Origin of the sequence: Bradyrhizobium sp. WSM2793, assembly GCF_000379585.1 — a bacterium.
In the GTDB taxonomy this organism is placed as follows: Bacteria; Pseudomonadota; Alphaproteobacteria; order Rhizobiales; family Xanthobacteraceae; genus Bradyrhizobium.
Genome location: NZ_KB902824.1, coordinates 1 through 26,858 on the forward strand (window position 1 = coordinate 1; position 26,858 = coordinate 26,858).

33 protein-coding genes and 1 riboswitch are annotated in these 26,858 nt (G+C 65.2%); of the genes, 16 read left to right on the forward strand and 17 right to left on the reverse strand.

Going from position 1 to position 26,858, the window contains the following annotated elements:
- Nucleotides 1–389: 389 nt before the first annotated feature.
- A complete protein-coding gene (locus tag A3AS_RS0137500) occupies nucleotides 390–1,142 on the reverse strand; it encodes an SDR family NAD(P)-dependent oxidoreductase (protein WP_026202769.1) in 753 nt (250 codons plus the stop codon).
- Nucleotides 1,143–1,168: 26 nt separating this feature from the next.
- Complete coding sequence (gene pdxH / locus A3AS_RS0137505) at nucleotides 1,169–1,810, reverse strand: pyridoxamine 5'-phosphate oxidase (protein ID WP_018322567.1); 642 nt, start codon at nucleotides 1,808–1,810, stop codon at nucleotides 1,169–1,171.
- Between the two features lie 113 nt (nucleotides 1,811–1,923).
- Here pdxH and A3AS_RS0137510 point away from each other — a divergent pair, with 113 nt between their 5' ends.
- Entirely contained in the window at nucleotides 1,924–2,331 is a 408-nt protein-coding gene (locus A3AS_RS0137510) for an RT0821/Lpp0805 family surface protein (RefSeq protein WP_018322568.1), read from the forward strand.
- Nucleotides 2,332–2,440: 109 nt separating this feature from the next.
- Nucleotides 2,441–3,403 (forward strand): DnaJ C-terminal domain-containing protein, encoded by a 963-nt coding sequence (locus A3AS_RS0137515; protein ID WP_018322569.1) that lies wholly within the window; start codon nucleotides 2,441–2,443, stop codon nucleotides 3,401–3,403.
- Between the two features lie 321 nt (nucleotides 3,404–3,724).
- Here the strand turns inward: A3AS_RS0137515 and A3AS_RS0137520 are convergent, their stop codons facing one another.
- Nucleotides 3,725–4,495 carry an anti-sigma factor gene (locus tag A3AS_RS0137520; RefSeq protein WP_018322570.1) on the reverse strand — a complete coding sequence of 257 codons (771 nt, stop codon included), beginning with the start codon at nucleotides 4,493–4,495 and terminating at the stop codon, nucleotides 3,725–3,727.
- Between the two features lie 106 nt (nucleotides 4,496–4,601).
- Nucleotides 4,602–5,090, reverse strand: coding sequence for an RNA polymerase sigma factor (locus A3AS_RS0137525; protein ID WP_018322571.1), 489 nt, complete (start codon nucleotides 5,088–5,090; stop codon nucleotides 4,602–4,604).
- A gap of 173 nt (nucleotides 5,091–5,263) precedes the next feature.
- Here A3AS_RS0137525 and fabI point away from each other — a divergent pair, with 173 nt between their 5' ends.
- The 4 genes from fabI (at nucleotide 5,264) to A3AS_RS0137545 (ending at nucleotide 9,234) form a co-directional block, all read left to right on the forward strand.
- Nucleotides 5,264–6,079: an enoyl-ACP reductase FabI gene (fabI, locus tag A3AS_RS0137530; RefSeq protein ID WP_018322572.1), complete on the forward strand. Its 816-nt coding sequence runs from the start codon at nucleotides 5,264–5,266 to the stop codon at nucleotides 6,077–6,079.
- A 12-nt stretch (nucleotides 6,080–6,091) separates the two neighbouring features.
- On the forward strand, nucleotides 6,092–6,691 hold the full coding sequence (locus A3AS_RS0137535; RefSeq protein ID WP_026202770.1) for a histidine phosphatase family protein: 600 nt from the start codon (nucleotides 6,092–6,094) through the stop codon (nucleotides 6,689–6,691).
- Between the two features lie 183 nt (nucleotides 6,692–6,874).
- Nucleotides 6,875–7,963, forward strand: a complete 1,089-nt coding sequence (aroC, locus tag A3AS_RS0137540; RefSeq protein ID WP_018322574.1) for a chorismate synthase — start codon at nucleotides 6,875–6,877, stop codon at nucleotides 7,961–7,963.
- An 80-nt stretch (nucleotides 7,964–8,043) separates the two neighbouring features.
- Nucleotides 8,044–9,234, forward strand: a complete 1,191-nt coding sequence (locus A3AS_RS0137545) for an adenylate/guanylate cyclase domain-containing protein (protein WP_018322575.1) — start codon at nucleotides 8,044–8,046, stop codon at nucleotides 9,232–9,234.
- Between the two features lie 21 nt (nucleotides 9,235–9,255).
- On the opposite strand, the gene A3AS_RS0137550 is transcribed toward A3AS_RS0137545, so the two are convergent.
- From A3AS_RS0137550 to A3AS_RS0137575, 6 genes are all read right to left on the reverse strand, one after another.
- Nucleotides 9,256–10,017 (reverse strand): hypothetical protein, encoded by a 762-nt coding sequence (locus A3AS_RS0137550; protein ID WP_018322576.1) that lies wholly within the window; start codon nucleotides 10,015–10,017, stop codon nucleotides 9,256–9,258.
- Nucleotides 10,018–10,095: 78 nt separating this feature from the next.
- A complete protein-coding gene (gene clpS / locus A3AS_RS0137555) occupies nucleotides 10,096–10,401 on the reverse strand; it encodes an ATP-dependent Clp protease adapter ClpS (protein WP_018322577.1) in 306 nt (101 codons plus the stop codon).
- Between the two features lie 43 nt (nucleotides 10,402–10,444).
- A complete protein-coding gene (locus tag A3AS_RS0137560; RefSeq protein ID WP_018322578.1) occupies nucleotides 10,445–10,786 on the reverse strand; it encodes a DUF190 domain-containing protein in 342 nt (113 codons plus the stop codon).
- 2 nt (nucleotides 10,787–10,788) lie between these two features.
- Nucleotides 10,789–11,211 carry a fluoride efflux transporter CrcB gene (gene crcB / locus A3AS_RS0137565; RefSeq protein ID WP_018322579.1) on the reverse strand — a complete coding sequence of 141 codons (423 nt, stop codon included), beginning with the start codon at nucleotides 11,209–11,211 and terminating at the stop codon, nucleotides 10,789–10,791.
- A 6-nt stretch (nucleotides 11,212–11,217) separates the two neighbouring features.
- The gene (crcB, locus tag A3AS_RS0137570) at nucleotides 11,218–11,607 is read right to left on the reverse strand and encodes a fluoride efflux transporter CrcB (RefSeq protein WP_026202771.1); all 390 of its coding nucleotides are present in this window, start codon (nucleotides 11,605–11,607) and stop codon (nucleotides 11,218–11,220) included.
- A 19-nt stretch (nucleotides 11,608–11,626) separates the two neighbouring features.
- On the reverse strand, nucleotides 11,627–12,835 hold the full coding sequence (locus tag A3AS_RS0137575) for an MFS transporter (protein WP_018322581.1): 1,209 nt from the start codon (nucleotides 12,833–12,835) through the stop codon (nucleotides 11,627–11,629).
- A gap of 112 nt (nucleotides 12,836–12,947) precedes the next feature.
- Nucleotides 12,948–13,038: riboswitch (Fluoride riboswitch) on the reverse strand.
- A gap of 272 nt (nucleotides 13,039–13,310) precedes the next feature.
- Between A3AS_RS0137575 and A3AS_RS0137580 the strand changes: the two genes are divergently transcribed.
- Both A3AS_RS0137580 and A3AS_RS0137585 read left to right on the forward strand, forming a co-directional pair.
- Nucleotides 13,311–14,174 carry a DUF1194 domain-containing protein gene (locus tag A3AS_RS0137580; protein ID WP_018322582.1) on the forward strand — a complete coding sequence of 288 codons (864 nt, stop codon included), beginning with the start codon at nucleotides 13,311–13,313 and terminating at the stop codon, nucleotides 14,172–14,174.
- Nucleotides 14,175–14,341: 167 nt separating this feature from the next.
- Nucleotides 14,342–14,977, forward strand: a complete 636-nt coding sequence (locus A3AS_RS0137585; RefSeq protein ID WP_018322583.1) for a hypothetical protein — start codon at nucleotides 14,342–14,344, stop codon at nucleotides 14,975–14,977.
- Between the two features lie 37 nt (nucleotides 14,978–15,014).
- On the opposite strand, the gene A3AS_RS0137590 is transcribed toward A3AS_RS0137585, so the two are convergent.
- Nucleotides 15,015–15,788: an enoyl-CoA hydratase/isomerase family protein gene (locus A3AS_RS0137590; RefSeq protein ID WP_026202772.1), complete on the reverse strand. Its 774-nt coding sequence runs from the start codon at nucleotides 15,786–15,788 to the stop codon at nucleotides 15,015–15,017.
- Between A3AS_RS0137590 and A3AS_RS0137595 the strand changes: the two genes are divergently transcribed.
- The 3 genes from A3AS_RS0137595 to A3AS_RS0137605 all read left to right on the forward strand — a co-directional run bounded on the left by A3AS_RS0137595 (nucleotide 15,775) and on the right by A3AS_RS0137605 (nucleotide 17,128).
- Nucleotides 15,775–16,038: a hypothetical protein gene (locus A3AS_RS0137595; protein ID WP_157644502.1), complete on the forward strand. Its 264-nt coding sequence runs from the start codon at nucleotides 15,775–15,777 to the stop codon at nucleotides 16,036–16,038. The two genes, A3AS_RS0137590 and A3AS_RS0137595, sit on opposite strands and share 14 nt — an antisense overlap.
- Complete coding sequence (locus tag A3AS_RS0137600; protein ID WP_018322586.1) at nucleotides 16,035–16,418, forward strand: VOC family protein; 384 nt, start codon at nucleotides 16,035–16,037, stop codon at nucleotides 16,416–16,418. Before A3AS_RS0137595 ends, A3AS_RS0137600 begins: the two co-directional genes overlap by 4 nt.
- Before the next feature lie 77 nt (nucleotides 16,419–16,495).
- Nucleotides 16,496–17,128: a hypothetical protein gene (locus A3AS_RS0137605; protein ID WP_018322587.1), complete on the forward strand. Its 633-nt coding sequence runs from the start codon at nucleotides 16,496–16,498 to the stop codon at nucleotides 17,126–17,128.
- On the opposite strand, the gene A3AS_RS50245 is transcribed toward A3AS_RS0137605, so the two are convergent.
- The 3 genes from A3AS_RS50245 to A3AS_RS0137615 all read right to left on the reverse strand — a co-directional run bounded on the left by A3AS_RS50245 (nucleotide 17,125) and on the right by A3AS_RS0137615 (nucleotide 19,319).
- Complete coding sequence (locus A3AS_RS50245; RefSeq protein WP_371260747.1) at nucleotides 17,125–17,460, reverse strand: hypothetical protein; 336 nt, start codon at nucleotides 17,458–17,460, stop codon at nucleotides 17,125–17,127. The two genes, A3AS_RS0137605 and A3AS_RS50245, sit on opposite strands and share 4 nt — an antisense overlap.
- A gap of 18 nt (nucleotides 17,461–17,478) precedes the next feature.
- On the reverse strand, nucleotides 17,479–18,234 hold the full coding sequence (locus A3AS_RS0137610) for a hypothetical protein (protein ID WP_371260748.1): 756 nt from the start codon (nucleotides 18,232–18,234) through the stop codon (nucleotides 17,479–17,481).
- 80 nt (nucleotides 18,235–18,314) lie between these two features.
- A complete protein-coding gene (locus A3AS_RS0137615; RefSeq protein WP_244550723.1) occupies nucleotides 18,315–19,319 on the reverse strand; it encodes a GntR family transcriptional regulator in 1,005 nt (334 codons plus the stop codon).
- Between A3AS_RS0137615 and A3AS_RS0137620 the strand changes: the two genes are divergently transcribed.
- From A3AS_RS0137620 to A3AS_RS0137640, 5 genes are read left to right on the forward strand one after another with little or no spacing between them, the layout of a single operon-like run.
- Nucleotides 19,313–20,248 (forward strand): hydroxymethylglutaryl-CoA lyase, encoded by a 936-nt coding sequence (locus tag A3AS_RS0137620; protein ID WP_026202774.1) that lies wholly within the window; start codon nucleotides 19,313–19,315, stop codon nucleotides 20,246–20,248. The two genes, A3AS_RS0137615 and A3AS_RS0137620, sit on opposite strands and share 7 nt — an antisense overlap.
- Entirely contained in the window at nucleotides 20,245–21,459 is a 1,215-nt protein-coding gene (locus tag A3AS_RS0137625) for a CaiB/BaiF CoA-transferase family protein (RefSeq protein ID WP_018322589.1), read from the forward strand. The genes A3AS_RS0137620 and A3AS_RS0137625 overlap by 4 nt, the downstream gene beginning before the upstream one ends.
- A gap of 42 nt (nucleotides 21,460–21,501) precedes the next feature.
- Nucleotides 21,502–22,548: an ABC transporter substrate-binding protein gene (locus tag A3AS_RS0137630; RefSeq protein WP_018322590.1), complete on the forward strand. Its 1,047-nt coding sequence runs from the start codon at nucleotides 21,502–21,504 to the stop codon at nucleotides 22,546–22,548.
- Entirely contained in the window at nucleotides 22,545–23,393 is an 849-nt protein-coding gene (locus tag A3AS_RS0137635; protein WP_018322591.1) for an ABC transporter ATP-binding protein, read from the forward strand. Before A3AS_RS0137630 ends, A3AS_RS0137635 begins: the two co-directional genes overlap by 4 nt.
- A 2-nt stretch (nucleotides 23,394–23,395) precedes the next feature.
- On the forward strand, nucleotides 23,396–24,247 hold the full coding sequence (locus A3AS_RS0137640) for an ABC transporter permease (RefSeq protein ID WP_020508811.1): 852 nt from the start codon (nucleotides 23,396–23,398) through the stop codon (nucleotides 24,245–24,247).
- A 10-nt stretch (nucleotides 24,248–24,257) separates the two neighbouring features.
- Here the strand turns inward: A3AS_RS0137640 and A3AS_RS0137645 are convergent, their stop codons facing one another.
- The 3 genes from A3AS_RS0137645 to A3AS_RS0137655 are packed head-to-tail and all read right to left on the reverse strand — an operon-like array spanning nucleotide 24,258 to nucleotide 26,838.
- Nucleotides 24,258–25,505 (reverse strand): class I SAM-dependent RNA methyltransferase, encoded by a 1,248-nt coding sequence (locus A3AS_RS0137645; protein WP_018322593.1) that lies wholly within the window; start codon nucleotides 25,503–25,505, stop codon nucleotides 24,258–24,260.
- On the reverse strand, nucleotides 25,498–26,232 hold the full coding sequence (locus A3AS_RS0137650) for a TlyA family RNA methyltransferase (protein WP_018322594.1): 735 nt from the start codon (nucleotides 26,230–26,232) through the stop codon (nucleotides 25,498–25,500). Before A3AS_RS0137650 ends, A3AS_RS0137645 begins: the two co-directional genes overlap by 8 nt.
- Nucleotides 26,233–26,283: 51 nt before the next feature.
- Nucleotides 26,284–26,838 (reverse strand): nucleoside 2-deoxyribosyltransferase, encoded by a 555-nt coding sequence (locus A3AS_RS0137655; protein ID WP_018322595.1) that lies wholly within the window; start codon nucleotides 26,836–26,838, stop codon nucleotides 26,284–26,286.
- Between the last annotated feature and the right edge of the window lie 20 nt (nucleotides 26,839–26,858).

The window sequence follows — 26,858 nt, forward strand, 5'->3', positions numbered from 1 at the left end:
GGCAAAACCGTGTGGTCCTGGCCGTCGTTGCTACGGTCAAGTCCTTGCGAAGGTGCGAGCGAGCCCAACCGGGCAGACTGCATCATCCAAATTCGCGGGGCTGCGTGCCACCCACTCGATCTCGTAGGGTGGGCAAAGCGCAGCGTGCCCACGCCTTGTTGTTTTATGGACGGAGATCGTGGGCACGGCGCCATGCGCCTTTGCCCACCCTACGGCACCGCCGCTGGGATTTGCACTGGAGCATCGCAATGACGGTGTGAGGAAAGCGTGCGCCTCACTCCGCTCTCGTGCCCGGACGCAGCGCAGCGTCACTGCGTGCCGCAACGCGTCCGGGACACGAGAGAGCGAGGTTGTCGCCCTTGCTCCGTCACTGCAATGACGCGAACGGACTACACGTGCTGGCCGCCGTTGATGTGGATCTCGGCGCCGTTGACATAGGACGAGGTGTCCGTGCACAGCACGTAGATGATTTTTGCCACTTCGTCGGGCGTGCCGAGGCGGTGCATCGGGATCTGCTGTTCGACGATCTTCTCGGTGCCCGGCGACAGGATCGAGGTATCGATCTCGCCCGGAGCGATCGCGTTGACGCGCACGCCGACGCGGCCGAAATCGGAGGCCATCTCGCGCGTCAGCGCCGCGAGCGCGGCCTTCGACGTCGCGTAGGCGGCGCCCGCGAAGGGGTGCACGCGCGAGCCCGCGATCGAGGTGACGTTCACGACCGAGCCCTTGGCCGCCTTCAATTCCTCGATCAGCCCGCGCGCAATCATGATCGGCGCGAAGAAGTTGACGTGGAAGACATGCGTCCAGGTGTCGAGATCGGTGTCGACCGAGCCGAGCCTGGAGCCGCCCGCGCCCTTCGGCGAGATCGCGGCGTTGTTGACCAGCGCATGCAGCGTGCCGCCCTCCAGCCGGCTGCGGATCTCGCTGATCGCACGCGCGGTGTCCTCGGGATTGCCGAGGTCGACCTGGATGTGGTCCTCGGGCCCCGCGTCCCACGGACAGTCCTCCGGAAACGGATGCCGCGAGCAGGTGATGACGCGCCAGCCCGCCGAGGAGAAGCGGATCACGGTGGCGTGGCCGATGCCGCGGCTGGCTCCGGTCAGGAGCAGTGTACGGCGCGGCGCATTGGACGAATGCGGCATGGACATCTTTCAGGTCGGCCTAAAGTTTAGGGATACATCCGCGTCTTGGACCACTTCTGGCCGGCCGCGTCACGGCGAAATTCGATGCGGTCGTGCAAGCGGAACGGGCGGTCGTGCCAGAACTCGATGCGCGAGGGCGTGATGCGCCAGCCGCTCCAGCCCGGCGGCCGCGGCACTTCGCCGATGACGTATCTGGCCGCGACTTTCGCGATGGCCTGTTCGAAAGCGAAGCGGCTCTCCAGCTCTTGCGACTGCTTGCTCGCCCAGGCGCCGATCTGGGCCTGCTTGGGTCGGGTGGCGAAATAGGCGTCGGCCTCGGCCTCGGTCACCGGCGTCACGTTGCCGCGGATGCGGACCTGACGGCGCAGCGACTTCCAGTGAAAAAGTAACGCTGCCTTAGGATTTGCGGCGAGTTCGCGGCCCTTCTGGCTGGCGATGTGGCTGTAGAAGACAAAACCCTCGGTATCGAAGCCTTTCATCAGCACCATGCGCACGTCAGGCAAGCCGTCGGGGTCGACGGTTGCGAGCGCCATGGCGTTCGGATCGTTCGGCTCGCTCTTGATCGCCTCGTTCAGCCAGGCCTCGAACAGCGCAAATGGCTCGTCGGCGGCGGTGAAATCACCGGATGTTAAGGGTGTCTGGTGTTTCATCGAGGTCGTGTCGGTCATGTCTGGAGTCCGAGTTGCGTCCCGCGGCCCAAAACGCGTTGTTGTCCGCTACCGCCCTATATAGGGCATGGGGACGCGTTGGCCTATCGGCGATCCGGCCGTCCGGCGTTGTCATGACGATCATTGTCATCGGGCTCGGTGCCGGAGGATGCAGCTTTTCCCGCAATGACAAGAGTGCCTACGCCAAGGCCGATGACAGCGACCTCACCGGTTCGATCGCGCGGCCGGCGAAGGACGCCCCGCCCACCGAGACCGATCTCGCCTTCGCCCGCAACGCCGCCTCCGACGTCCTCAGCAAGGGCGACAGGGATTCCAGCCAGCATTGGGAGAATCCGGAGACCGGCGCGCGCGGTTCGGTGACGCCGATCGCGCAGTCCTATGCCGCCGAGGACGGCCGCAGATGCCGCGATTTCCTGGCGAGCTACGTCAACGGGGCGACCGAAAGCTGGCTCCAGGGCGCCGGCTGCCAAAGCACCCGTGGCCGTTGGGAGATTCATACGCTAAAGCCGTGGCGGAGCTAGGATTCGGCGCGCGCCCCTAGTTGCAAAAATGCCACTCTCTTCCCACATGAATCCCTGGTGGGGCGGGGAGCCCTTTGAACAATTCGATTTCTTGAAGGAGACGTGACGGATGCGCGACCCCTATGAGGTCTTGGGGGTGCCGCGGAGCGCCAGCGCTGCCGCGATCAAGAGCGCCTATCGCAAGCTTGCCAAGAAGCATCATCCCGACAGCAACAAGGACGACCCGAAAGCCGCCGAGCGCTTCTCCGAGATCAACTCGGCGAACGAGATCATCGGCGACGAGGACAAGCGCAAGCAGTTCGACCGCGGCGAGATCGACGCCGACGGCAAGCCGCGCTTCCAGGGTTTTCCGGGCGGTGGCGGGCCGCGCGGCCGTGCCGGCCCCGGCGGCTTCGAAAGCTATACGTTCCGCTCCGGCGGCGGCCCCGGCCAGGGCGGCGGCGCGTTCGAGGATATCCTCAACAGCATGTTCGGTGGCGGGATGCGTGGCGCCCGGCCTGGAGCCGGCGGCGCCGGGCAGTTCGAATTCGATACCGGCGGCGTCGGGCTCGATCTCGACGTGAATGTCGCCATGTCCGTCTCGCTGGAAGAGGCGGTCAAGGGCGGCGAGAAGCGCGTCCGGCTGCCGACCGGCAAGGAGCTCAACGTCAAGATTCCGGCCGGCGTCACCGAGGGCCAGCAGATCCGGCTCCGGGGGCAGGGCGAGTCCGCGCAGGGCCATCCGCCCGGCGATCTCCTGATCACCATCAGCATCGCGCCGCACGCCCACTTCAAGGTCGAGGGCGCCGACTTGCGGATCGATCTGCCGGTGACGCTCTACGAGGCGGTGCTCGGGGCCAAGGTCCGCGTGCCCACCCTCGGCAATGCCGTGGAGCTTTCGGTTCCGAAGAACACCTCCAGCGGCCGGACCTTCCGCCTCAAAGGTAAGGGATTGCCGAAATCTGGCGGAACCGGGGATCTCTTCGTCACGATCAGGATTATGCTACCGGACGGGAACGACGCCGAGCTTGAAGCATTGATGGAGAAGTGGCGGGACCAACACCCCTACAATCCACGTAGCGGACTCGGCTAGGGCGCTAGCCGAGGCATCCCGACGATCGGAGCATTCTCTTCCCGAAAGGATGATGCTCAACATACGCCTGAAGCGCGGTTCGCGCTTCGACGCTGACGTTCGAGACGTGTCGGTTGCCCGGCGGGGCAGCCGATAAAAAGGTGCGGCCTCGAGAGGGGGACCAGCGCGGTACCAAAAACCCCAATCGAGGCCGCCCGCGTCGATCGGCGGATCGAACGCTGCTCATTTTCGCGTGATCATCCGGTGCGATAATGAGACGCGCCGATGTCTTCATTCCAAATTTTCAATGACGGAATCTAGGCACCGCCCTCGAGCGGCTGTCTAGGTGCCGTTTTTCTCGGCCTGATCATAGACCGCCTGCGCCACCCGGGTCAGCCGGTCGCGATCACCGCCGCCGCTGACGACGTAGCCGACGCCGCGCTCGGCCCAGAACAACGCGCCGTCCTTGTCCGTTTTGGCGTAGCGCATTTGCGTCGCACCATTCTCGGTCTTGGCGGTGTAGATCGTATAGCGCTCGCCCGAGGCGCCCTCATACATCAGGAACGAGGCCGGGCCGTTCGGACCCGGCAACAGCCGGCCGCCGACGAGCTTCAGCCCGCTCGCCTCCAGGTTCGGCGCGAACACGGTCCAGCCGCAACGCCGGGTCAGCCAGGCCTGGAGGTGGTCGCGCTCGTTGCCGCCGACCTCGACGGGGTGGCGGACCTCCACGACATAGAGGCGGTGGGCGTCGAGCGCGTCCGCTGTAAAGCTCCGGAAGGTGGAGGGGGCATTGGCGGCGCCATGCCCGACCCAGCCGGCGGCGCCGCCGGCGACGAAGGCGACCAGCACCGCCGCCGCGGCGCCGTAGAGCCATTGCCGCGGGCGGCGTTCCAGCCGCTCGAGCTCCAGCCGGGCCGGCACCGGCTCCTGGGCGACGGAATCGTAGCGGGCGTGCAGCATCTCAGCCATGGCGCGCCAGGACTGCACGCGCTCGGCCTCTTCAGGATGGGCGGCGAGCCAGGCCTCGACGTCGGCGCGGCGCTCGGCCGGCAGCTCGCCGTCGACATAGGCGTGCAGTTCGTCCTCGGTCACTGGGATATTGCGGTCGTTCATATCAATCGTCTCTGGCTCTGTGGCCTTAAATGTCGTTCAAAGCTCGACGTCGCGTAGCTCATCTTCGTGCTGCGGGCGGACGACACGCGATGCATCAACCCTGCCATCATTTCACCCGCCTGAGCGTCGGTCGCTCGCCCTCCAGCGAAGCCTTGACGTGGGCGCGGGCGCGGGCCAGGCGCGACATCACGGTGCCGATCGGCACGCCCTGGATGTCGGCGACCTCGCGGTAGCTCATGCCTTCCAGCATCACGAGGAGCAACACCGAGCGTTGCTCCTCGACGAGCGTCGCCAGCGCCCTCTCGATGTCGCGCCCTTCGGCTTCGGTGCCGCTGGCATCCGGGTTGTTCTCCGTCAGCTGCGTGAACTGCGGCCGCCTTGCCAGCGAGCGCCGCCGGTTCTTGTTGAGGTTGGTCAGGATCGTGTAGAGCCAGCTTCTGACGTCGCCTCCGAGAAACAATCGCTCCGAACGCAGCGCCCGCACCAGCGTGTCCTGCACCAGATCGTCGGCCGCATCCGCGTCGCGCGTGAGCGCCCGGGCGTAGCGGCGCAACGCCGGGATCATGGCTTCCACACTCTGGCGAAACGCACTCATTGCGGTCTTGACGTCCTGGTATCAGGCGCGAGCGCCTATAGCGATCATAACACCCGAACGGAACGGCTATTCCGGCGCTCGAAACAGCGTTAACGCGGCGTATTAGGGCTGTACCGCAGGGGAGGGCTGGTGTACCTCCAGACCTCACCAAGAGTTCGACGGGACGTTCAAAAATGGCGCAGAATTCGGGTCTGATGCAAGGAAAGCGCGGAGTGGTCCTCGGCGTTGCCAACAACCGCTCGATCGCCTGGGGCATCGCCAAGGCGTGCCACGCCGCCGGCGCCGAGCTCGCCTTCACCTATCAGGGTGATGCGCTGAAGAAGCGCGTCGAGCCGCTCGCTGCCGAGATCGGTGGTCTCGTGCTCGGCCATTGCGATGTCACGGATGCCGCGACCATCGATGCTGCGTTCGGGGTGCTGAAGGAGAAATGGGGCAAGATCGACTTCCTGGTGCACGCGATCGCCTATGGCGAGCAGCTCGACGGCCGCTACGTCGACACCACGCAGGAGAATTTCTCCAAGTCGATGCTGATCTCCTGCTACTCGTTCACGGCGGTGGCGCAGCGCGCCGAAAAGCTGATGACCGACGGCGGCTCGCTGATCACGCTCAGCTATTACGGCGCCGAGAAGTGGATGCCGCATTACAACGTGATGGGCGTCGCCAAGGCGGCGCTGGAGGCCAGCGTGCGCTATCTCGCCGCCGATCTCGGCGAGAAGAACATCCGCGTCAACGCGATCTCGGCAGGTCCGATCAAGACGCTCGCGGCGTCCGGCATCGGCGACTTTCGCTATATCCTGAAGTGGAACGAGGCCAACGCGCCGATGCGGCGCAACGTGTCGACCGAGGACGTCGGCGGCAGTGCGCTGTATTTCCTCTCCGACCTCTCGCGCGGTGTCACCGGCGAGGTGCATCACGTCGATTCCGGCTATCACGTGCTCGGCATGAAGCGCCCGGACGCGCCGGACATCTCGTTCGGCGGCAAGGACTAGCTTAAATCCGGAATTCCCGTGCCCACGATCTATTATCTTCGCCATGGTGAGACCGAGTGGAATGCGCTCGGGAGGCTTCAGGGCATTAAGGACGTTCCGCTGAACGCGCGTGGACGCGGTCAGGCCGTGCAGGCCGGCAGCATTCTCGCCGACCTATTCAAGCGCGAGGGTCGCGACAAGGCGGCGTTACCCTATGTGTCGAGCCCGCTCGGCCGCGCGCGCCAGACCATGGAACTTGCGCGCGGCAAGCTGGAGCTGCCAGTTGCCGGATATGCGCTCGATGATCGCCTGCGTGAGATCGGCTATGGAGTCTGGGAAGGTCTGACCCTGGCCGAGAGCGAGGCGAGGGATCCTGACGTGTATGCCCGGCGCCTCACCGACAAATGGTCGGTCGGCCCCGCCGGCGGGGAGACCTACGCCGATGTCCAGGTCCGCGTACGGGCCTGGTACGACCAGCTGCGGACCGACACCGTTGCGGTCGCCCATGGCGGGACCTGCCGGGCCCTGATGGTTTCACTCGGCCTGGAGACCCCCCTCAGTGCCGCCGAGCTCTATATCGAGCAGGGCGCCGTCTACGTGTTCCGGGACGGGCGGCTGGAGAAGTTTAGCTAGTCCCATCCGCCGTCATTCCGGAGCGGTGCGAAGCACGAACCCGGAATCTCGAGATTCTCAGGTGCGCAAGGGCGCACCGAAGTTCGCCCTTCGGGCGCCCCGAATGACCGAGTGTGTTTGACCCCGGTGTTCCCCCGCGTTACCACCACAAGTCAGAACTGACTTACGCACCAGCGAGAAGCGATGTCCTTCAACACCTTCGGCCACATGTTCCGCGTCACGACCTTCGGCGAGAGCCATGGGGTGGCGATCGGCTGCGTGGTCGACGGGTGTCCGCCCATGATCCCGCTGACCGAGGCCGACATCCAGCAGGACCTCGATCGCCGCCGGCCGGGCCAGTCGCGCTTCACCACCCAGCGCCAGGAGCCGGACCAGGTCAAGATCCTCTCCGGCGTGATGGCGCATCCGGAGACCGGCGTGCAGGTGACGACGGGTACACCGATCGGGCTCCTGATCGAGAACACCGACCAGCGCTCGAAGGACTATTCCGAGATCAAGGACAAGTTTCGCCCCGGTCACGCCGACTTCACCTATGAGGCCAAATACGGCCTGCGCGATTATCGCGGCGGCGGCCGCTCCTCGGCGCGCGAGACCGCGACGCGCGTTGCCGCCGGTGCCATCGCGCGCAAGGTGCTGCCCAACGTGAAGGTGCGCGGCGCGCTGGTGCAGATCGGCCCGCACAAGATCGACCGTGCGAAGTGGGACTGGGACGAGATCGCCAAAAATCCGTTCTTCTGCCCGGACAAGGACAAGGCCGCGTTCTTCGAGACCTATCTCGACGGCATCCGCAAGAGCGGCTCCTCGATCGGCGCGGTGATCGAGGTGGTCGCCGAAGGCGTGCCGGCCGGCCTTGGCGCGCCGATCTACGCCAAGCTCGATTCCGATCTGGCGGGCGCGATGATGACCATCAACGCAGTGAAGGGTGTCGAGATCGGCGCCGGTTTCGGCGCGGCGGAGCTCACCGGCGAGGAAAACGCCGACGAGATGCGCACCGGCAATGACGGCACGCGCTTTTTGTCCAACCATGCCGGCGGCGTGCTGGGCGGCATCTCCACGGGGCAGCCGGTGGTGGTGCGTTTCGCGGTGAAGCCGACCTCCTCGATCCTGCAGCCGCGTCTCACCGTCGACCGCAAGGGGGCCGACACCGAGATCTTCACCAAGGGCCGCCACGACCCGTGCGTGGGCATCCGCGCCGTCCCTGTCGGCGAAGCCATGATGGCCTGCGTGCTGGCCGACCACTTTTTGCGCGACCGCGGACAGGTCGGGCGCTAGGGCCGAGTCGGGCGTTCATGCCGCGGTACCAGCCGACCGCGCAGCTTGACGATCCCGCAACTTCGTTCGCAAATGCGGCTATGAACAGCTCCGAGCTTCAGCGCATCTGCGACTGGCTGATCGACGGCGCCTGGGCGGCTCAGGAGTCGGCCGTAGGGATTGCCGATTTCTGCGAACGTCTTGTCGCGGCCGGCCTGCCGCTGACGCGTTTCGGCATCTTCATCCGTACGTTGCATCCCGAAGTCTTCGGCCGCAACTTCATCTGGCGGCAGGGCGAGGAGGTCGAGGTCGGCACCGTCGATTTCGATATCCTGGACACGCCCGAATTCGCCGCGAGCCCGCTCCGCATCGTGTTCGAGCAGGGGATCGAGGTCAGGGGGCGCGTCGGCGATCCCGACAATACGCGCTTTCCGATCGTCAAAGACATGGACGCCGAAGGAGCGACCGACTACATCGCGGTGCCGATGCCGTTTCTCGACGGCTCGGTCCACGCCACGAGCTGGGTGACGCGGCATCCCGGCGGCTTCAGCGATGACCATATCGCAGCGATCCGGTCCATCGTGACGCCGCTGGCGCGCGTCAGCGAGATCATCACCCTGCGCCGTACCGCCGAGATGCTGCTCGACACCTATGTCGGCAACCGCGCCGGCGCGCGCATCCTCGGCGGCCAGATCCGCCGCGGCCACAACGACACCATGCAGGCCGCGATCTGGCTCTCGGACCTGCGCGGCTTCACCGCGCTGTCGGACCGGCTGCCACCCGAGACGGTGGTCGAGATCCTCAATCACTATTTCGACTGTCAGGTGACCGCGATCCGCGGCCATGGCGGCGAAGTCCTGAAATTCATGGGCGACGGCCTGCTCGCGGTGTTTCCGATCGACGAATATGTCGGCGATGCCGCCCACGTCTGCACACGCGTGCTGGAAGCGGCGCGCGAATCCCGCGCCAGCGTCGAGGCGCTGGCCTTTCCGGTCGGCGACGCCGTCGAGCGTTTCCGCTTCGGCGTCGCGCTGCACGTCGGCAACATCCTCTACGGCAATATCGGCGGCGGCAACCGCCTCGACTTCACCTGCATTGGTCCCGCCGTGAACCTTGCCGCAAGGCTCGAGAAGATCACGGGCCGCCTGGGGCGGACCGTCGTGGCCTCGGAAGGTTTTGCCAATGTCTGCCGCCACGACTGGCGCGAGCTCGGCGAGTTTCCGATCGCGGGATTTTCCAAGGCTCAGCGCGTGTATGGGCTTGGCGAGGAAACGCCGGTGGTGATGGCCTAGCGGACGGCACCGTCGGCGAAACTAGTCAGCGCGCACATATGACTGCCTCAGCCCAAGCGTCAGGATCGTCAGAGTGATCCACAGCCGCAGCATCGCAAAGCTGAAGATGAAGACGAAATAGATCAGGTTCTTGCTGAACTGGCTCGCTGACGAGGTCTGCCAGAAATTCCAGATCGCGCTCCGCACCGCTTCCTGTCCGTAGGCGAGGGCGACGTTGATGACACCGAGCGCGATCAAGGCGGCGCCGAGCCACAGCCCGCGCCGTGCGAACTCGCCGATGGCGCCGAACAGGGCGACCCTGCCGTCATCGCGCTCGGCACGGACGATCATGAGCAGCACGATGGTGGCGATCCATGCACTCCAGAAGCGCCCGGGATGGGTGAACTGGTCGAACGCCATGCCATCGAGCCCCGCCAAGAGATGATACGAGGCCTCAAAGCCGGCTAATCTGGCGCTGAGCGCCGCCGCGATCATCACGAGCATGATCCGCCACAGGATCGAGAAGGACAGCTTGAACTGCTCGCCCAATGTCAGCGCGCCGAGCGAGGACTGGCCACCCGCCGCCTCGATCGATTGTTGCGCCGTTGCGAAGAAGGCCAGGAGCACCGAAATGTCGGCAATAATGATGGCCGGCAGCGCCACGGCGCCGCCGCCGAACGCGATTACCCGCATCGCAGCCGCCAGGATCAGCCAGGGCAGGGCGTGCAGGATCTTGAACGGACCGAACGAGGTTTCTGGGCGGGCCGGCTTGAGCGCGAGCTGTTTGCGCAGTGCAACTGTCATCTCACCGTGGTGACACAGGAGATTGAACCTGCGGTAGCGGGGATCGGTAAAATTGACCGGAAGCGGGCAAACGACGCCCTATTCCTCCGGCTCGGTCGTGAACAGCAGTGGATAGCCCTTGGCGCGGCCGGCATCGGTGGCGCGGGTGGCCTTGGTCTCGGCGACGTCCCTGGTGAACACGGCGACGACGCAGGCGCCGAGCTTGTGCGCGGTGATCATCACCTTGTAGGCCTGATCCTCGGTCATGCGAAATTCGGCCTTCAGGATCATGGTGACGAATTCGCGCGGCGTGTAGTCGTCGTTGATCAGGATGACCTTGTGCAGCTTCGGCCGCTCGACCTTGGTCTTGGTCCGCGTCTTCGGCTTGGTGACAGTGTTGTTCATTCCGCCTCCCGGACACGCGGGCTCGGGTTCCCTGCCGCAGCGATCAGCTTGCGGCCTTCGCACCATATTGCAGGACCTGCACCTTCTCCAAGGTGATCAGACCGCTCGACATCATGCCATCCAGGATGGGCAGGAATGCGTTGATGTTGTCCTCGCTGTCGACGATCTCGATCAAGAGCGGCAAATCTTCCGAAAGCCGCAGGATCTTCGAGGTGTGCAGCCGGCTCGACTTGCCGAAGCCCATGGGGCCGCGCAGCACGGTGGCGCCGGCAAGGTGTCGCTCGCGCGCGGTCATCACGATCGCTTCATAAAGCGGTTTGCCGTCGAAATGGTCGCTCTCGCCGATGAAGATCCGGAGCGAAACTGCCTGATTGGGGATTTGCATGGTCAGCTCCTCGTCAAGCGGTTGTAGCGGCTCGCCATCATATGCCCTGCCCATACCGACACCAGCCAGCAGATGACGGACGCCGCGATATAGGCGAGCGCGGTGTATTTCATGCCGCTGTGGAACAGGCGGAAGGTCTCCAGGCTGAAGGTCGAAAAGGTGGTGTAGCCGCCGCAGAACCCGGTCATGACGAATTGCCGGTGCTCGGGCCGCGCCAGCATGCGGCCGTCGGGGCCGGTCAGCGTCGCGTAGAAGCCGATGATCAGTGAGCCCGTCGCGTTGATGAACAGCGTCGCGAAGGGAAAGCCCGGCCCGGTGTCGAGCGCGAGCCCGACGAGATAACGCGTCAGGCCGCCGACGACGCTGCCGGCGGCAACCCAGGCATAGAGCACCGCAGTGCGCCAGCGCTCGGCGGGAGCGTTCATCGGCCTCTAGCCTCCCAGGCCGTCCGCAAGGAGGAAACCGCAACTGACGGCGGCAAGGCAGAGCCCGACCGAGAACACGACATTGCCGAGCGCATGCATCGCCTCGCCGTTACGCGCGAGTGTCAGCGTCTGCAGGCTGAACGAGGACACCGTGGTGTAGCAGCCGAGAAATCCCGTCACCGCGAACAGCCACGGATTGGGCGTGGCAAAGGCCGAGCCGGGATGGGTCGCCAGCGCGCCGAGAATGCCGATCAGGAAGGCGCCGGTGACGTTGATGGTCATGGTGCCCCACGGAAACGTCTCGCCCAGCCGCCGCGCGATCACGCCGGAAATGAAATAGCGCGCGCAGCCGCCGAGCACGCTACCGACCATGATCGCGATTGCTCCGCTCAGCACGATGAACGACCTCCCATCCTCATTTGTCCTCCGCTGCCAGACCGTTGCCGACGGCCAAGAGTCCCACGAGCGAGACCAGTGCGAAGCCGAGCCCCGCAAAGAAGGTTCCTGCCGGACCATAGGCGTCCCACAGCGCGCCGGCGATCACGCTCGCGGCCAGCAAGGCAAGGCCGGTGAACAGGTTGAAATAGCCGAACGCGGTGCCGCGCAGGCTGGGCGGCGCGGCGTCGGCGACGAGGGCCGAGAGCAATCCTTGCGTCAGTCCCATATGCAGCCCCCACAGCACGACGCCGAGTGCGAGGCCGCCAAGGCTCGGCAGCAGCGCCAGCGCGAGATCGGCACAGGCGAGGAAGACGAGCCCGAGCGCGAGCAGGCCGGTCCGGTTGATCCGGTCCGAGAGCACGCCGGCCGGATAGGCCGACAGCGCGTAGGCGATGTTCATCAGCACAAGCACCGCCGGCACCCACATCGCATTGAGCCCGATGTTCTGTGCCCGCAGGATCAAGAAGGCCTCGCTGAAGCGGGCGAGGGTGAAGACGACGCCGACGGCCACGACGCGCCAATAGACCGTGCCGAGCTGCCGCATCGCGGCGAGATTGAGCGGATTCCCCGCAGGCTCCCGGCTCGGATCCGGCTCCGGCTCGCTCACCGCGAATGCGATCAAGCCGAACGACAGGAAGGCCGGCAGCACCGCCACCCAGAACACCGCGGCAAAATTGTCTGCCGTCCACCACATCAGGCCGATCGCCACGAGCGGCCCAAGGAAGGCGCCGATGGTGTCGAGCGATTGCCGCAGGCCAAAGCTCGCCCCGCGCAGGCCGCGAGGTGCGATATCGGCGATCAGCGCATCGCGCGGCGCGCCGCGTATGCCCTTGCCGACACGGTCGATGAAGCGGGCGGCCACCAGCCATCCGACGCTGGGGGCAAGCGGGAACAACGGTTTGGTGAAGGCCGCGAGCCCATAGCCGAGCGCTGCGAGCAGCTTGCGGCGGCCGAGCCAGTCGGACAACGCGCCGGAGAAGATCTTCGTGATCGAGGCCGTCGCCTCCGCGATGCCCTCGATGAAGCCGACGGTGAGCGTCGAAGCGCCGAGCACGGTGACGAGATAGACCGGCAGGAGCGCGTGGATCATCTCGGAGGAGATGTCCATCAGCATCGAGACGAAGCCAAGCACCCAGATCCCCCTGGGCAACCCGCTACGTGCAGCAGTCGGTGTCGTCGTCGTCACGTCGTCGCCGTCTCCTTCGCGTTCTCCTGGCCAAAGGCCAGACAACAAAAAACCCGCCACCGGCGGGTTTGTCCATGCTCCCGCCGAAGGCAGAGGCTCAATGATTGCCCCTCCTCAAGCAGGAGTCATCAGCCCACTACGGTCCAGGATTCGGGTTCAAGGCCGCCGGGCGGTTATCGGGGGACTCCATCCCCATCTGTCTGGCCAACCTAGCATGGAAATCGTGCCGGACAAGTAGGCGGGACGCTCTGTCCCGCGGCTCGTCGTTCCGGCTTTGCGCATCGCGAGCCCGATGATGCGAGCAATCTGGCGCGTTCCAGCGGCGCGAGCGCGGCAACACGGCGGCAGCTTTGCGCAAGGGCGTGCACATACCCAACCCGCAGCTTCCTAACCTGAATGTGAAGCGCAAGCGATCTTCGCCCTTTGCGGCTCGGCGATTGCATGTCACCATCGCGTCATACGACGGGAGACTGCGATGCGCTTGCTGTTCTCGATCGGGGCTGTGCTGGTTGCCGGCATGTTTGCCGGAGGGGACGTCGCGGGCATCGCGGCACCAGGACCAAAATTTGAACCGCCAAAGAACGAGCCGCAGCGGCTTGCGGCCGACAGGGACGCGCAGACGGTCGACGTCGAGCTGGTCCTCGCCGTCGATGTCTCTTACTCCATGGACATGGACGAGCTCGCGATCCAGCGCGAAGGCTATGCGCAGGCGATCCAGTCGAAGGAATTTCTTCAGGCGCTGAAGCTCGGTCCGAACGGTCGGATCGCGGTGACCTATTTCGAGTGGGCCGCCTCGAGCGACCAGAAGATCATCATTCCCTGGCGGCTGGTCGACGGACCGGAGACGGCCGATGCGGTTGCCGCCGAGATCATGAAGACGCCGATCCGGCGCGCCTCGCGTACCTCGATCTCCGGCGCGATCACGTTCGCGATGCCGCTGTTCGACGAGGATCCCTATCGGGGCCTGCGCCGTGTGATCGACATTTCCGGCGACGGCCCCAACAACAATGGCGGCCCCGTCACGGTGGCGCGCGACGCCGCGCTGGAGAAGGGCGTCGTCATCAACGGCCTGCCGATCATGGTCAAGGAGCCGTCCTATTCGACCATGGATATCGATAATCTCGATTTCTATTACGAAGACTGCGTCATCGGCGGTCCAGGCTCCTTCGTCATAACGATCAAGGACCGTGACAAGTTCAAGGAGGCGATCCGCACCAAGCTGCTGATGGAGGTCGCCGGCCGCACGCCGGAGCGCCCCGTGATGCGGGTCGCCGACAAGGAGCCGCGCGTCAATTGCCTGATCGGCGAGAAGATATGGTCGGACCGCTGGGGGCGCTGAAGCCCCCGGGCTGAGACCTTTTGCCCATCCAACCGGCAGTTGAACTTAACGGCTCGTTAACCGGTGCATGGCCCTAATCGGTCGGTTTCTGTCCGTTTCAGTCGGCGTCCCGATATCGCTGAAGCCAAACGAAGTGGGTCTGTCGGGCCCGTCTTCCGAGCAATCATATGGCCGTCATCTCATCCAGCACCAGCCAGATTTCTCCCGCCAATGAGCGGCTGTATCACCAGAGCGCGCTGCTTGGTGACTGGAAGGGCAATTGGGTGGGCAACAACCAGCCCGTCGGCTTCAAGGTCGTGAACATCCGCGGGGCCCGCGCGCAGGTCGAGTACACCCATAACGGGCACACCGAGCGCGGCTTTGCCGAGGTCCAGGGCACGCTCATCACCTTTGGCGGGGTGACGGTCGGCACCAAGGACGGCAAGAACATGGTGATGCTGTTCTCGTTCGGGGGCGCTGGCAAGCAGACCGCCAATCTCGAGAAGCAGGCCCCGCCGGCTTCCGACAGCCGTCTCATGGGAAGCTGGGGCGGCTATTCCAGCGCCAACGGCAAGAGCGCGAGCTTCAAGGTGCTCGCGGTCAATGGCAAGGAAGCCCAGGTCAGCGTCACCACCGACGGCGTCACCCGCCAGGGCACCGGCTACGTCTACAAGAACGTCATCATGTTCGGGCAGACGCAGATCGCGACCGATGACGGGCAGAACGGCAAGGTCATCTACCAGGTCGGCACGAAATCCTTCATGGTGCCGGTCACGAAATATCCGCCGGCCGATTCATCGTCCTCCGTCGACAGGACCGCTTGAACGCGCGGCGACCCGACACGCGCGGGGCCTGCTGTCCTCACCATTTCGGCGCCCGCTTCTCCACGAACGCCCTCAAGCCCTCCTGCGCCTCATCCGACGTCGCGACGTTGCAGAAATCGTCCACGGCGCTCGCAATGCTGCGGCGATAATCGAGATCGATCTGGCGCATGAAGGCGGCGCGGCCCATCCGCAGCACCGTGGCCGATTTGCCGGTGAACTGCGCAGCGAGCTTCGCCACCTCGGCCTCGAGCTCCGCATCCGCGACGACGCGGTTCACCACGCCGAGCTCGCGTGCTTCCATGGCGCTGAAGATCCGGCCGGTGAACAGCAGCTCAAAGGCGCGGTGTCGTCCCACGATGCGCGGCAGATGCGCGTAGTGGATCGCGGGAATGACGCCGACGTCGATCTCGGGATAGCCGAACGTCGCGCTCTCGGCTGCCAGCACCACGTCGCAGGACACCGCCATGGTCATGCCTCCGCCGCGCGCCGCACCGCCGACCGCGGCGATCGAGGGTTTTCCGAGCCCGTACTGGGCATCGTAAAGGCCGATATAAAGCGCCTGGAGGAATTCCCGGATCTCGGCGCCGGATCTGCCAAGCAGGATGTCGAGGTCGAGGCCCGCCGAAAAACGTTTTGCAATTGCGCTCGCCAGCACGACAACGCGCGCGCCGTCATCGTCCGCAGCGCGGCGGAAGGCGGCGACAACTGCGCGGATCATCTCGAGGCTCAGCGCATTGACAGGCGGGCGGCGCAGCGTGATGCGGGCGATGTTGCCAACGCATTCGTACGCGACGGGATTGTCAGAGGTCACCGAGTTCTCCATGCTTCATTGGGGCAGCACCTTCAACTCCCGCTCGACCTTGCGCAAGACTTTCGCGGGCGGCCGCAAGGGCGCCATCGCCGATCAGCCGCGCCAGACATTCGGCCCGCAGATGCGGGATCGTCAGCGGCAAGAGCGCGGCTTCCTGACCAGCTTACGTTGCGGCGCGGCCCGTGCAAGACCTCGGGCGCGCATGCTAGGCTGCGCTCTGGAGATTGCTCGCGACGGAGAGGACAGATGACCGACGAACATCCCATGATGGCCGGCTCGGCCACCGTTTTCGTCGTCTCCGACATCGCCGCGAGCCTCGCCTATTACCGCGACGTGCTCGGGTTCGAGGTCACCTTCGAATATGGTGAGCCGCTGTCCTACGCCTGCCTCTGTCGCGAGGAGGTCGCCCTGCATCTGCTGGCAGCGGCCAGGACGAAACGCTTGCCCGGGCAGGGCGGCCTCTGCATTTTCGTCCGCGACGTTGACCTGCTCTATGCCGAATTGTCCGGCCGTGGCGCCAGGCCCATCAACCAGCCGGAGGATCGCGATTACGGCATGCGCGATTTCGACATCGTTGATGCCGACGGCAATCAGCTCACTTTCGGCATGGGTATCCCGGAACCCGGCTGAGGCGATGCCGGCGCTGCCTCGCTGGCATTCCTCATCGCCGGAGGGTATGATTTGCGAGGTTTTCGAAGGTTATCCGAATGTCCCGCCTTGCAGCTTCATGCGGTCTTGCAGCTATCGTCGCCGTGCTCTGGCTCGGCGGCACCTCCGTTCATGCGCAAGTTGCACCGCTGAGATATGTCATACCGGGCGGACCGTTTGGCTTTGGCGGCAGCGATGGCCAGGGCTCCGATCCTTACGGCAATTTTCCGAGCTTCAATGCCGGTGACGCAGGCGGGCGCACCAATTTTGCGAACGGCTTCTTCGTCGGTAGCCAGCGCGGCAACCTCAATTGGAGCGGCCTCAGTCAGACCGGACTTGGTCAGAGTGGATTTGGTCAGAGCGGTTTTGCCGGCAATTTCAGCGCGCTCTCGTATGACAGCACCCAGTTCGGCTACACCACCAAAACCTTGGGCGACATGCCCGTCACCTTTTTTGCCGGTTTCGACACGCTGAAATATGGCAATGGCATCGGCAGCTCGGTGGCGCCGCTGACCTCGGGTGCGGCCCCCGGCACCAGCGCATTTGCGGGCGTCGAGTTCAAACCGACCTCCAACCTCAGCCTATCGTTCGGCGCCGGTTTCATCCAGCAGGACTCGGGTCGCATGGACAGCGATATCAGATCGAACATGCTGCCCGGCGAGTCGCCGGCCCTGAGTGGCCTTCGGCGTTAGGATCGCATCACCAGTTCAGGCGGACGCCGCAGCGATTTCGGCAGGTCTGGGCCGTACCCGAAACGCATCACGATATCGGGGCGCCGCTCGCCGAGTCCGAGTGAGGCCGCGAATTGCGGCCTCAGCGCCGCCACCTCGACCGGCTGGTTGACGAAGGCATATTTCAGTCCCAGCGCGGTCGCCTGCAAGCCGAAGCGCTGGCAGGCGCGCCCCACTGCAATCCAGCGCGGTGTATCGCTGCGATTGGCCCCGAGCACGACGACGCCCGCAGAGCTGACGAGCTGTTCGCGGTACTTCTTGTTTTCGCCGCTCTCCGTGAAGAAGAGTTTCATAAGCGGCCGCGCCAGCCACTACGGCAGGGACGGGTTTCCCGAGGCGGGTGAGAACAACCCGTCCATGCTCGCGAGCGCCTCCGTCTCGTTGAAGCGAATCCAGTTCACGAGCTCGCGCATGAAGGCCCTGTCGCGCATCTGCGCGGCGTTGCCTTCGAGCACGTAGTCGGCGACCTTCGCGATCGCGGCGTGCTCGGTCAGCAGGATGGTTGTGACATCAGGTTCGCGACAGGCGTTCTCGAGCCGGCGCAAGGTCTCGGGCGGGGCCGGCCTGCCGTCGAACGTCGCGCGCGTGCATTGCCGTACCGGAATCGCGGCCGCCAACGCCGATGCGGCGGGCGGTGTTTCCTCGAGCGTGATCACGATGCGGTCGCCGTCGATGACCGGGTCGGCGCGCCAGCCCAGCGTGGATGCAGCGAGGATGAGGTTTTCGGCGGCGCAGCCGAGGCTGACGAAGAGGTGATGATCGTCCGGATCGACAGCCGGACAGCGGCGCGAAAAATCCGGCGCGATCGTGATTTCGTTGCCGTGCGCGGAGAAGACCCACGGCTGGGTGTTATGGCTATTGGCGGCGAGGGTGGCAAAGCGCACGAGCTCGCGATCCCGCGGCACGGCCTGCAGTGGAGCCCGCGACGTCGTCACCGCCGCGTCATAGGTCATCGTTGCTCCCGCGGCAGGGAAGCCGCCGATCGCAGCCGCGGGAAACCCGAGCGCGGCCGCGATGAACTGTCGCCGGTCAACCACAAACGTCCGCTCCATGCCTTTGCGCAGCATGCCTCTAGCAGCAACGGGCCCCAGAACGATTGACCGGAATCAAGATCAGATGACCGGTCCACGCAATTCTGGTTTGGGCATCACGACAAGCCCGCCACCAGCGGCCTTTGCAGGTGCCTGGCCATCAGTTCCGCCGCCTCCGTGTAACGTCGCGTTTCCAGGACGTCGAGCAGGCGCAAATGCTCGCGCACGTGCCGGCGCATGCCGTCGCGGTCGGCGAAGCTGCGATAGGCGAACAGGCGTCTGATCGAGTTCACGCGCTTGAGCGCTTCGAGAAAAAAGGGATTGCCGGCGCCGCGGATGATGTCTTCGTGGAATTCGCAGCCGGAGTGAAAGATCTCGCCGATCGTCATCTTCTCGATCTCGCCTTCGAACACGCGCTGTTGGCGCTCGCGCAGGCGTGTGATCACCTCCTGCGGCAGCGTAAAACCCGGCTGCGCGATCGCCGCCGGCTCGATCACCGCGCGAAACGCCTTGGCCTGTGCTTGAGCTTCGGGGCTTGAGACCGTCTCTGCGAAACGCCAGCCATAGCCCGGCAGGCGTGCGATCCAGCCCTCGGCAGCGATCCTGTCCAGCAGCCGCTGCAGCTCGGCCCGCGTGACGTCATAGCGGCGCATCAGCTCCGCCTCGGTAACGTCGGTCGGCAGCCGGCTCGCGAGCACGTCGCCTGCGACGGACGCATAAACCTGCTCGTTGCGCCTCACTGCCGCGAGCGCCGGTTGGGCTGCGCCGCTGGTGGGATTCTTGGCCAGCACAAAACCGCGATGCGGCTCGCCGCGCGCCAGCCCCGCTGCTTCCAGCGCCTTCAGGCCGAGCCGGATCGGCGCGCGCGAAAGGTCCAGCGCGTCGGCAAGCCTTTGTTCGATCAGGCGGTCGCCGGCCTTCATGCCTTCGCGCCGGGCCAGCGCCATGATGAGCCCGGCAAGGTGTTCGGCGCGTTCGGAACCGTTCTTGTCGGTGCGTTGTCGGGAACTGTCTGATGAGCTCATTGCACTGCACGCGAGATTTAGGGCTTGACAGACTGTCCCACGGATTGTTCTTTTATGCAACAATATACAATCGACCCAGGGAGAGCCCGATGGCACGCGCGCCGGATGTCCATATTTGCGAGGTCGCTCCCCGCGATGGTCTGCAGAATCTCGACATCTTCGTTCCGACAGAAGCCAAATGCGCGCTGATCGACACGATCGCCGCTGCCGGCGTGGGCGAGATCGATGCCGGCTCGTTCGTGCCGCCAAAGGTCGTGCCGCAATTCGCCGACGTCGATACGGTGATGACACACGCGCTCACGCACAAATCGGCGACCATCGGTGCGCTGGTGCCGAACGTGAAGGGCGCCGAGCGCGCCATCGCCGCCGGTGTCAACGCCGTCTACTTCGTGATCTCCGCCAGCGAGACGCATAATCGCGCCAATGTGCGCCGCACGGTCGATGAGCAGATCGAGGGATTTCGCGCGGTCCGCGCCGCGATCGACGCCCGGCCCGTGGGCCAGCGGCCGCAATTGATGGGCGCGATTGCGACCGCCTTCGGCTGCTCGCTGGAGGGCGAGGTGAGCGAGGCAGCCGTGTGCCGGGTGGCGCGCGCTTTTGCCGAGGCCCGTGCCGACGAGATCGGCCTTGCCGACACCGTCGGCTATGCCACCCCGAAATTGATCGGGCAGATCATCCAAGCCGTGCGGGGTGAGGTCGGGTCGCAAATGACGCTGCGGCTGCATCTGCACGACACGCTCGGTGCGGGCCTTGCCAATGCCGTCGCCGGTCTCGAAGCCGGCATCCGCCGTTTCGACGCTGCGGTGTCCGGCCTCGGTGGCTGCCCCTTTGCTCCCGGTGCGCGCGGCAACATCGTCACCGAGGACCTCGTGTTCATGCTGGAACGCATGGGGCTCTCCACCGGCATCGACCTCGACCGTCTGATGCAGACGCGCGAGATCCTCGCCCGCCATATCCCGGCAAAACATTTGACGGGGCATCTGCACGAGGCAGGCATTCCCAAAGTCCTGCGGAGCGCGGCATGACCACGGCTGCACATGAGACGGCATCGGAGCTTCGCCCGCTCGCCGGGCTTCGCGTCATCGAGTTCAGTCAGATGGTGATGGGGCCGAGCTGCGGCTTGATCCTCGCCGATCTCGGTGCCGACGTGATCAAGGTCGAGCCGCCCAAGGGCGACCGCACCCGCACTTTCAAGGGGCCAGCCGCCGGCTTCTTCGCCACCTACAGCCGCAACAAGCGCAGCATCGCGCTGGATACGTCGACCGCGGACGGCCAGAATGTCGCACGCAGGCTGATCGAGAACAGCGATGTCCTGATCGAGAATTTTCGGCCGGGCCTCTTGAAACGGATCGGCCTCGACTACGAGAGCGTCGCGGCGTTTGCGCCCCGCCTGATCTATTGCTCGCTCAAGGGCTATCTGCCCGGCCCGTACGAGAACCGCCTCGCGCTCGACGAAGTGGTGCAGATGATGGGTGGCCTCGCTTATATGACCGGCTTGCCCGATCGTCCCATGCGCGCCGGGGCCTCGGTCAACGACGTCATGGGCGGCATGTTCGGCGTGATCGCGATCCAGGCCGCGCTCGCCGAGCGGCAGCGGACCGGCCGCGGCCGTTACATCCAGAGCGCGCTTTACGAAAACAACGTGTTCCTGATGGCGCAGGCCATGATGTGCGAGGTGGTCAGCGGCCAGCCGTCGATCCCGTATTCCATCAAGGACAGTCCGTGGCCGGTCTACGATCTCTTCGACACCAGGGACGGCTCGAAGCTGTTCGTCACCATCGTCGGCGAAGAGCAATGGGCGGCGTTCTGCCGCGCCTTCGATCGTGACGCCTGGCTCGTTGATCCGCGGTTTGCGACGAGCAATGACCGCGTCGATCATCGCGGCTGGCTGATCCCGGAAATCGCGAAGATCTTCAAGCAATGGGACAAGGCCGATCTCGCCGCGCGCCTCGAGCAGCTGGATCTGCCCTACGCGCCGGTCAACAAGCCCGGCGATCTCTTCGATGATCCGCATCTCAACCAGTCGGGCGGCCTGACCGATATTCGGCTGCCCGATGGCGGCGAGGCCAAGACACCGCTGTTGCCGATTTCCATGGACGGAAGGCGACTGCCCAACCGCTACGATCCACCTGGGATCGGTGAGCACAGCGGCGAGATCCTGCGCGAGATCGGCATGTCTCCGGAAGACATCGAGGCGCTGCGACAAGCAGGGACGATCAAGTTCGCGCCGTCCTGACCGATCCGCGTAATCGAACAAAAAACGAGGGAGGAGGAGCACATGAGCATTACCAGGCGCCAGGCGCTGATCGCGGGCTCCGCATTGGCCGGAGCATCGCTGTTGCCGGGGCGATTGCTTGCGCAGAGCAAGCAGGTCTCCCTTGCGTTCGGACCAGTGTCGCCGGTCTACGCCATCGGCATGATCGCCGAGCTGAAGGGGTACTTCAAGGACGAGGGGCTCGATTCCAAGCTCATCACCGGCAATGCCGGCACGTTCGGACGCCAGACGCTGGCGGCGGGGCAGGCGCTGTTTGCGCACGGCGATGCCAGTCACCCGCTCCAGCTCGGCGCGCGCGGCAAGCCCTGCAAAATCCTGCTCGCCACCGAGATGGTGTGCTCCTACGCCAACATCATGGTCCGGCAGGACCTCCACGACAGCGGCATCAATTCGGTCGAGAAGCTCGCCGACTACAAGCGGCCGGACGGCGCCAAGCCGATCGTTGCCGCCACCGCGATCGGCTCGGGCACCTGGGTGTTCGGCACCTATGTGTTCGAAGCGCGCGGGCTCGGCGACAAGGTGAACTGGGTCGCAGGCGGCGGAACCAACACGATGTTCCCCTCGCTCCAGACCAAGCAGTTCGATGCCATCATGGCGCCGCCGAGCTGGATCGTCGAGGTCGAGAAGAAGGGCTTTGGCAGGACGATTTACGACACGTCCAAGCCGGGCGTGTTCGAGAAGGATTTCGGCGGCACGCTGCCCGTGCTCGTGATCTACACGCTCCAGGACACGGTGGAGCAGGACAAGGCGTTGGTGCAGGCCTACGTCAATGCGATCTACCGCGCGATGGCGTTCGTGAAGGCGGCGCCACTCGCGGAGGTGCAGGCGCTGGTCACGCCGAAATATTTCTCGGGCATCGATCCCGACGCGGTCAATGCCGAACTCGGCTTCGACAAATCGACCTGGGCCTATGACGGCGTCATCGACAAGACTGCGTTCGAACGCGGCGCCAAGCCCTGGTACCGCAAGGGCACGGATATTCCAGAGACCAAATACGAGGATGTCGTCGACATGAGCTTCCTCCAGGCCGCCAGGGCGAAATACAAATGATCGCCGCGACGGGCCAGGGCCTTGCGCTCGCGCGCGACGAGGATCACACAGCGGCAGCGCGCGTCCGCATTGCCGTGCAGGGGCTTGCCAAGCGCTTCAACGCGTCCGGCCGCGAGTTCGTGGCGGTGGATGACGTCTCATTCGAGGTCAAGCAGGGCGAGTTCGTTGCGCTGCTGGGTCCATCCGGCTGCGGCAAGAGCACCATTCTCAACATGGTCGCGGGCTTGTTGCCGCGCTCGGGTGGACGCATCCTGATCGACGAGGACGCGGTCGAGACCGGCACGGTCAACCCCAGGGTCGGTTATGTCTTCCAGCGCGATACGCTATTTCCCTGGCGAACCGTGGAGCAGAACATCGGCTATGGGCTGGAGATCGCCGGGTTGCCGAAGACCGAGCGCGCCAGCCGCGTCGCTTCGGCGGTCGAGAAGGCCGGGCTCTCGGGCTTTGGTCAGAGTTTTCCACGCATGCTGTCCGGCGGCATGCGCCAGCGCGTCGCCTTGATGCGCACGCTGATCCTGGAGCCCGAGATCCTGCTGATGGACGAGCCGTTCGGTGCGCTCGACACCCACACCAAGCTGGAGATGCACAAGACGCTGCTGGAGATCTGGGAACGCGAGCGGCAGACGGTGCTGTTCGTGACGCACGATCTCGGCGAGGCGCTGACGCTCGCGAGCCGCATCATCCTGCTCTCGGCCCGGCCCGGGCGTCTCAAGGAAGATTTCGACGTCGCTATCCCGCGGCCGCGTGACCCCGTGGCCGTGCGCGAGAGCGCCGAATTCGGCCGCCTCTATTCTCACATCTGGCACTCCCTCGGCGAAGAATTCCGCCGCACCAGGGTCGATTGACCATGTCTAACAACCGCGCCGTGATCCTGTTCTGGCAATTGGCCATTCTCGCAGCCGTGCTCGTCATCTGGCAGTGGGGCTTTGAATGGAGCAAGGCGTTGCTGCCGAGGGCTTACGTGCCCAAAATACTAGATCCCTATTTTGTCGCCAAGCCGTCGCTGATCTGGCAGAGCTTTCTGCGGCTCGGCTGCTTCGCTGACGCTGGCGGCTTTGCCGCCTGTATCAGGGGCAACGACAACAATCTTTGGCTCGCCACGCTCGTCACGCTGAAGAATACCTGGTGGGGCTTTCTGTTCGGCTCTGCGAGCGGCATCGCCGCTGGCCTCATTCTCGGCCGCTCGGATTTCCTTGCCCGCGTGTTCGGACCCTACATCGTGGCGCTCAACTCGATACCGCGCATTGCGCTGGTACCGCTCGTCATCCTGATCTTCGGCCTTGGCGATCTCTCCAAGATCGCGACCGCCTGGCTCGTCGTGTTCTTCGTGGTGTTCTTCAACACCTTCGAGGGAACGCGGGCGGTCGATCGCGACCAGATCGCTGCCGCCCGTCTGCTCGGCGCCAGCGAGTTCACCGTGCTGCGTACGGTCGTGATCCCGTCCGCGCTCGCCTGGGTGTTCGCTTCGCTGTTGCCGGCGGTGTCTTTTGCGCTGATCGGCGTCATCGTTGGCGAGTTCATCGGCGCCGAGCGCGGCCTCGGCAAGCTCATCATCGAGGCGGAGGCGCGGGCCAATGCCAGCGAGATGATGGTGGCCATCTTCGTCATGATGTTCGTCGGCATCCTGCTGGCGATCGCGGTGCGCTCGCTACAGTCCTATTTGCTCCGATGGCAGCCGCAATTCGAGCCATCGGCATAGCGGCCTGACCTCAACGGCTGAACCGCGCCACCAGCTCCACATGCGGCGTGTGCCGGAACTGATCGACCGGCACCACCGCCTCCAGCCGATAGCCGCCGTCGATCAGCAGCCGCGCGTCGCGGGCAAATGTCGCGACGTTGCAGGACACCGCGATCACGACCGGCACCTTGCTCGCGGCGAGCTTAAGCGCCTGCGCCTGTGCGCCCTGGCGCGGCGGATCGAATACGACGGCGTCGAAGTCACGTAGCTCGGGCGGCACCAGGGGGCGGCGGAACAGATCGCGCGGCTCGGCCTTGATCGGCTTCAGGCCCGGCGTGCGCGCGGCTTTCGCCAGCGCTGCGACAGCGCCGGCGTCGTTGTCATAGGCGATGACGCGGGCCTTCTCTGCGAGCCGCAGAGCGAACGGACCGACACCGCAGAAAAGGTCGAGAACCTCCTTGGCCTTGCCGATGCGCTCGGCGACGAGCGCTGCCAGCGTCTCTTCGCCCGCCACGGTCGCCTGCAGAAACGAGCCCGGCGGCAGCGTCACCTCGGCGCGGCCCATCTTTATTGTCGGCGCCAGGCGTTGCAGCACCAATTCGCCATGCCGCGTCAGCCGCGCCAGGCGGTGCTGCTCGGCGACGCGCGAGAGCGCGGTGACGAGCGCCGTCGGCAGCGGGCCGGAGCCGCGCACGTCGACATCGAGGCCGTTGGCGGTGGCGGTGACCTGGATGTCCAGCGGCTTGGTCACCGGCATCCTGGACGTCAAAGGCTCGGCGAGCGCCCAGGCGGCATCGAGCGCGCCATCGAGTGCGGGATCGAGGATCGGGCAGCGATGGATCGGGATGACGTCGTGTGAGCTCGTCGCGGAGAAACCAACCTTGAGGATGTCATGCGTGCCGAAGCGGCTATGCAGCGTGACGCGGCGGCGGCCGGCACCATGGGCATCGACCAGCGGCGACACCTCGCAATCGATGCCGGCCTGGGCCAGCGTCTCCACCACGATGCCGCGCTTCCAGGCGTGATATGGCTCAGCCGCCCAATGCTGGATGGCGCAGCCGCCGCAGACGCCGAAATGCGGACAGAACGGCTCGATGCGCTCGGGGCTTGCGACGTCGACTGCGAGCAGCTTGCGGCGATCGGGATGGTGGCCCACGACGTGATCGACCTCGACGGTCTCGCCGCCGAGCGTGTAGGGCACGTAGATCGCTTCGCCGGCGTCGAGGCAGACGCCGTCGCCGCGATGGCCGACATGATCGATCCTGATGCGCTCAACCACGACGCGCGCCCAGGAAGAATTCGATATTGCCGTCGCCGCCGGTGATCGGCGAGGGGAATATCTCGATGTCGGTGCAGCCGAGCGAAGCGGCAAAGGCGGCGATGTCGTCGCAGATTTCCCGGTGCACGGCGGCGTCGCGGACGATGCCCTTCTTGTTGTGCTTCCTGTCAGCCTCGAATTGCGGCTTGATCAGCGCCAGCAGGCTCATCGGCGCTGCCGCCAGCGACAGCGCCACCGGCAACACGGTCTTCAGCGAGATGAAGCTGACGTCGATGACGACGACATCGGGCCGTGCCGGCAGCCGCTTGCCCTCATAGCTGCGGATGTCGGTCTCTTCCATCGACACGATCTTGGGGTGGTCGCGCAGTGAGGGATGCAACTGGCTGGTGCCGACGTCGATGGCGAACACCAGGCTCGCGCCGTTCGCCAGCAGCACCTCGGTGAAGCCGCCGGTGGAGGCGCCGACGTCGAGGCAGACATGATCCTCGATCTCGATCGGATACCGCTCCAGCGCGCCGGCGAGCTTGACGCCGCCGCGGGAGACATAGGGGTGCGCGGACTCGGCCTGGATCACGGCGTCCTCGGCAATCGTCTCCGACGGTTTGGCGACCGGCTTGTCGTCGGCGGTGACGAGCCCGGCCTCGATCGCCGCGCGCGCCCGCGCCCGGCTCTCGAACAGGCCGCGCTCGACCAGCAATACATCTGCGCGCTTGCGGGCAGGGGACATCACGCTCTCTTGGTACGGGTCTTGGGACGCTTCTTGAGACGATTGATCTGCTTATGTAGCGATCAATCGCGCGGCTGCCATCCGGACGCAAGCCTCGAACGCGGCCAGATCGTGCCAGACGTCGATCGGCATCGCGGCCGGCGTCACCAGCGGACAGCCGTGCAGCTCCAGCGCATGGATCATCATGAGATTGTCGACGAGGCCGAAATCCTCGACCGTCAGTCCCTGCGCGTCGACCAGCCGCCCATCCTCGGAGGTGACCTCCATGAAGCGGCCGACACGGTCGGCATAGGCGGCGCCGTCGTTGGAATAGGCCAGACAGAATTTGCGGCGGCCGGCCATGTAGCCGAGCTCGTAGACGGTGCCGGGATCGGCGCCGGCGCCACGGAACGGGGTGAGGTTGGCAATGATGGCGTCGGCCGCATCCATCATCGCCTCGTTGCCGTAGAAGATCTGCCGCGCGGCATCGGGCGCGGTGAGATCGATGGCGTTGTCGAGGGGATAGAGGCCGGTGAGCCCGTGCGCGGCGCAAATATCGACCTTGCGCCGGCCGATCTCGATCGCATCCGGCAGGAACACGTCGGGGCCTGCCAGATAGATTCTCATGGCTGACTGCTTCGGAGAAA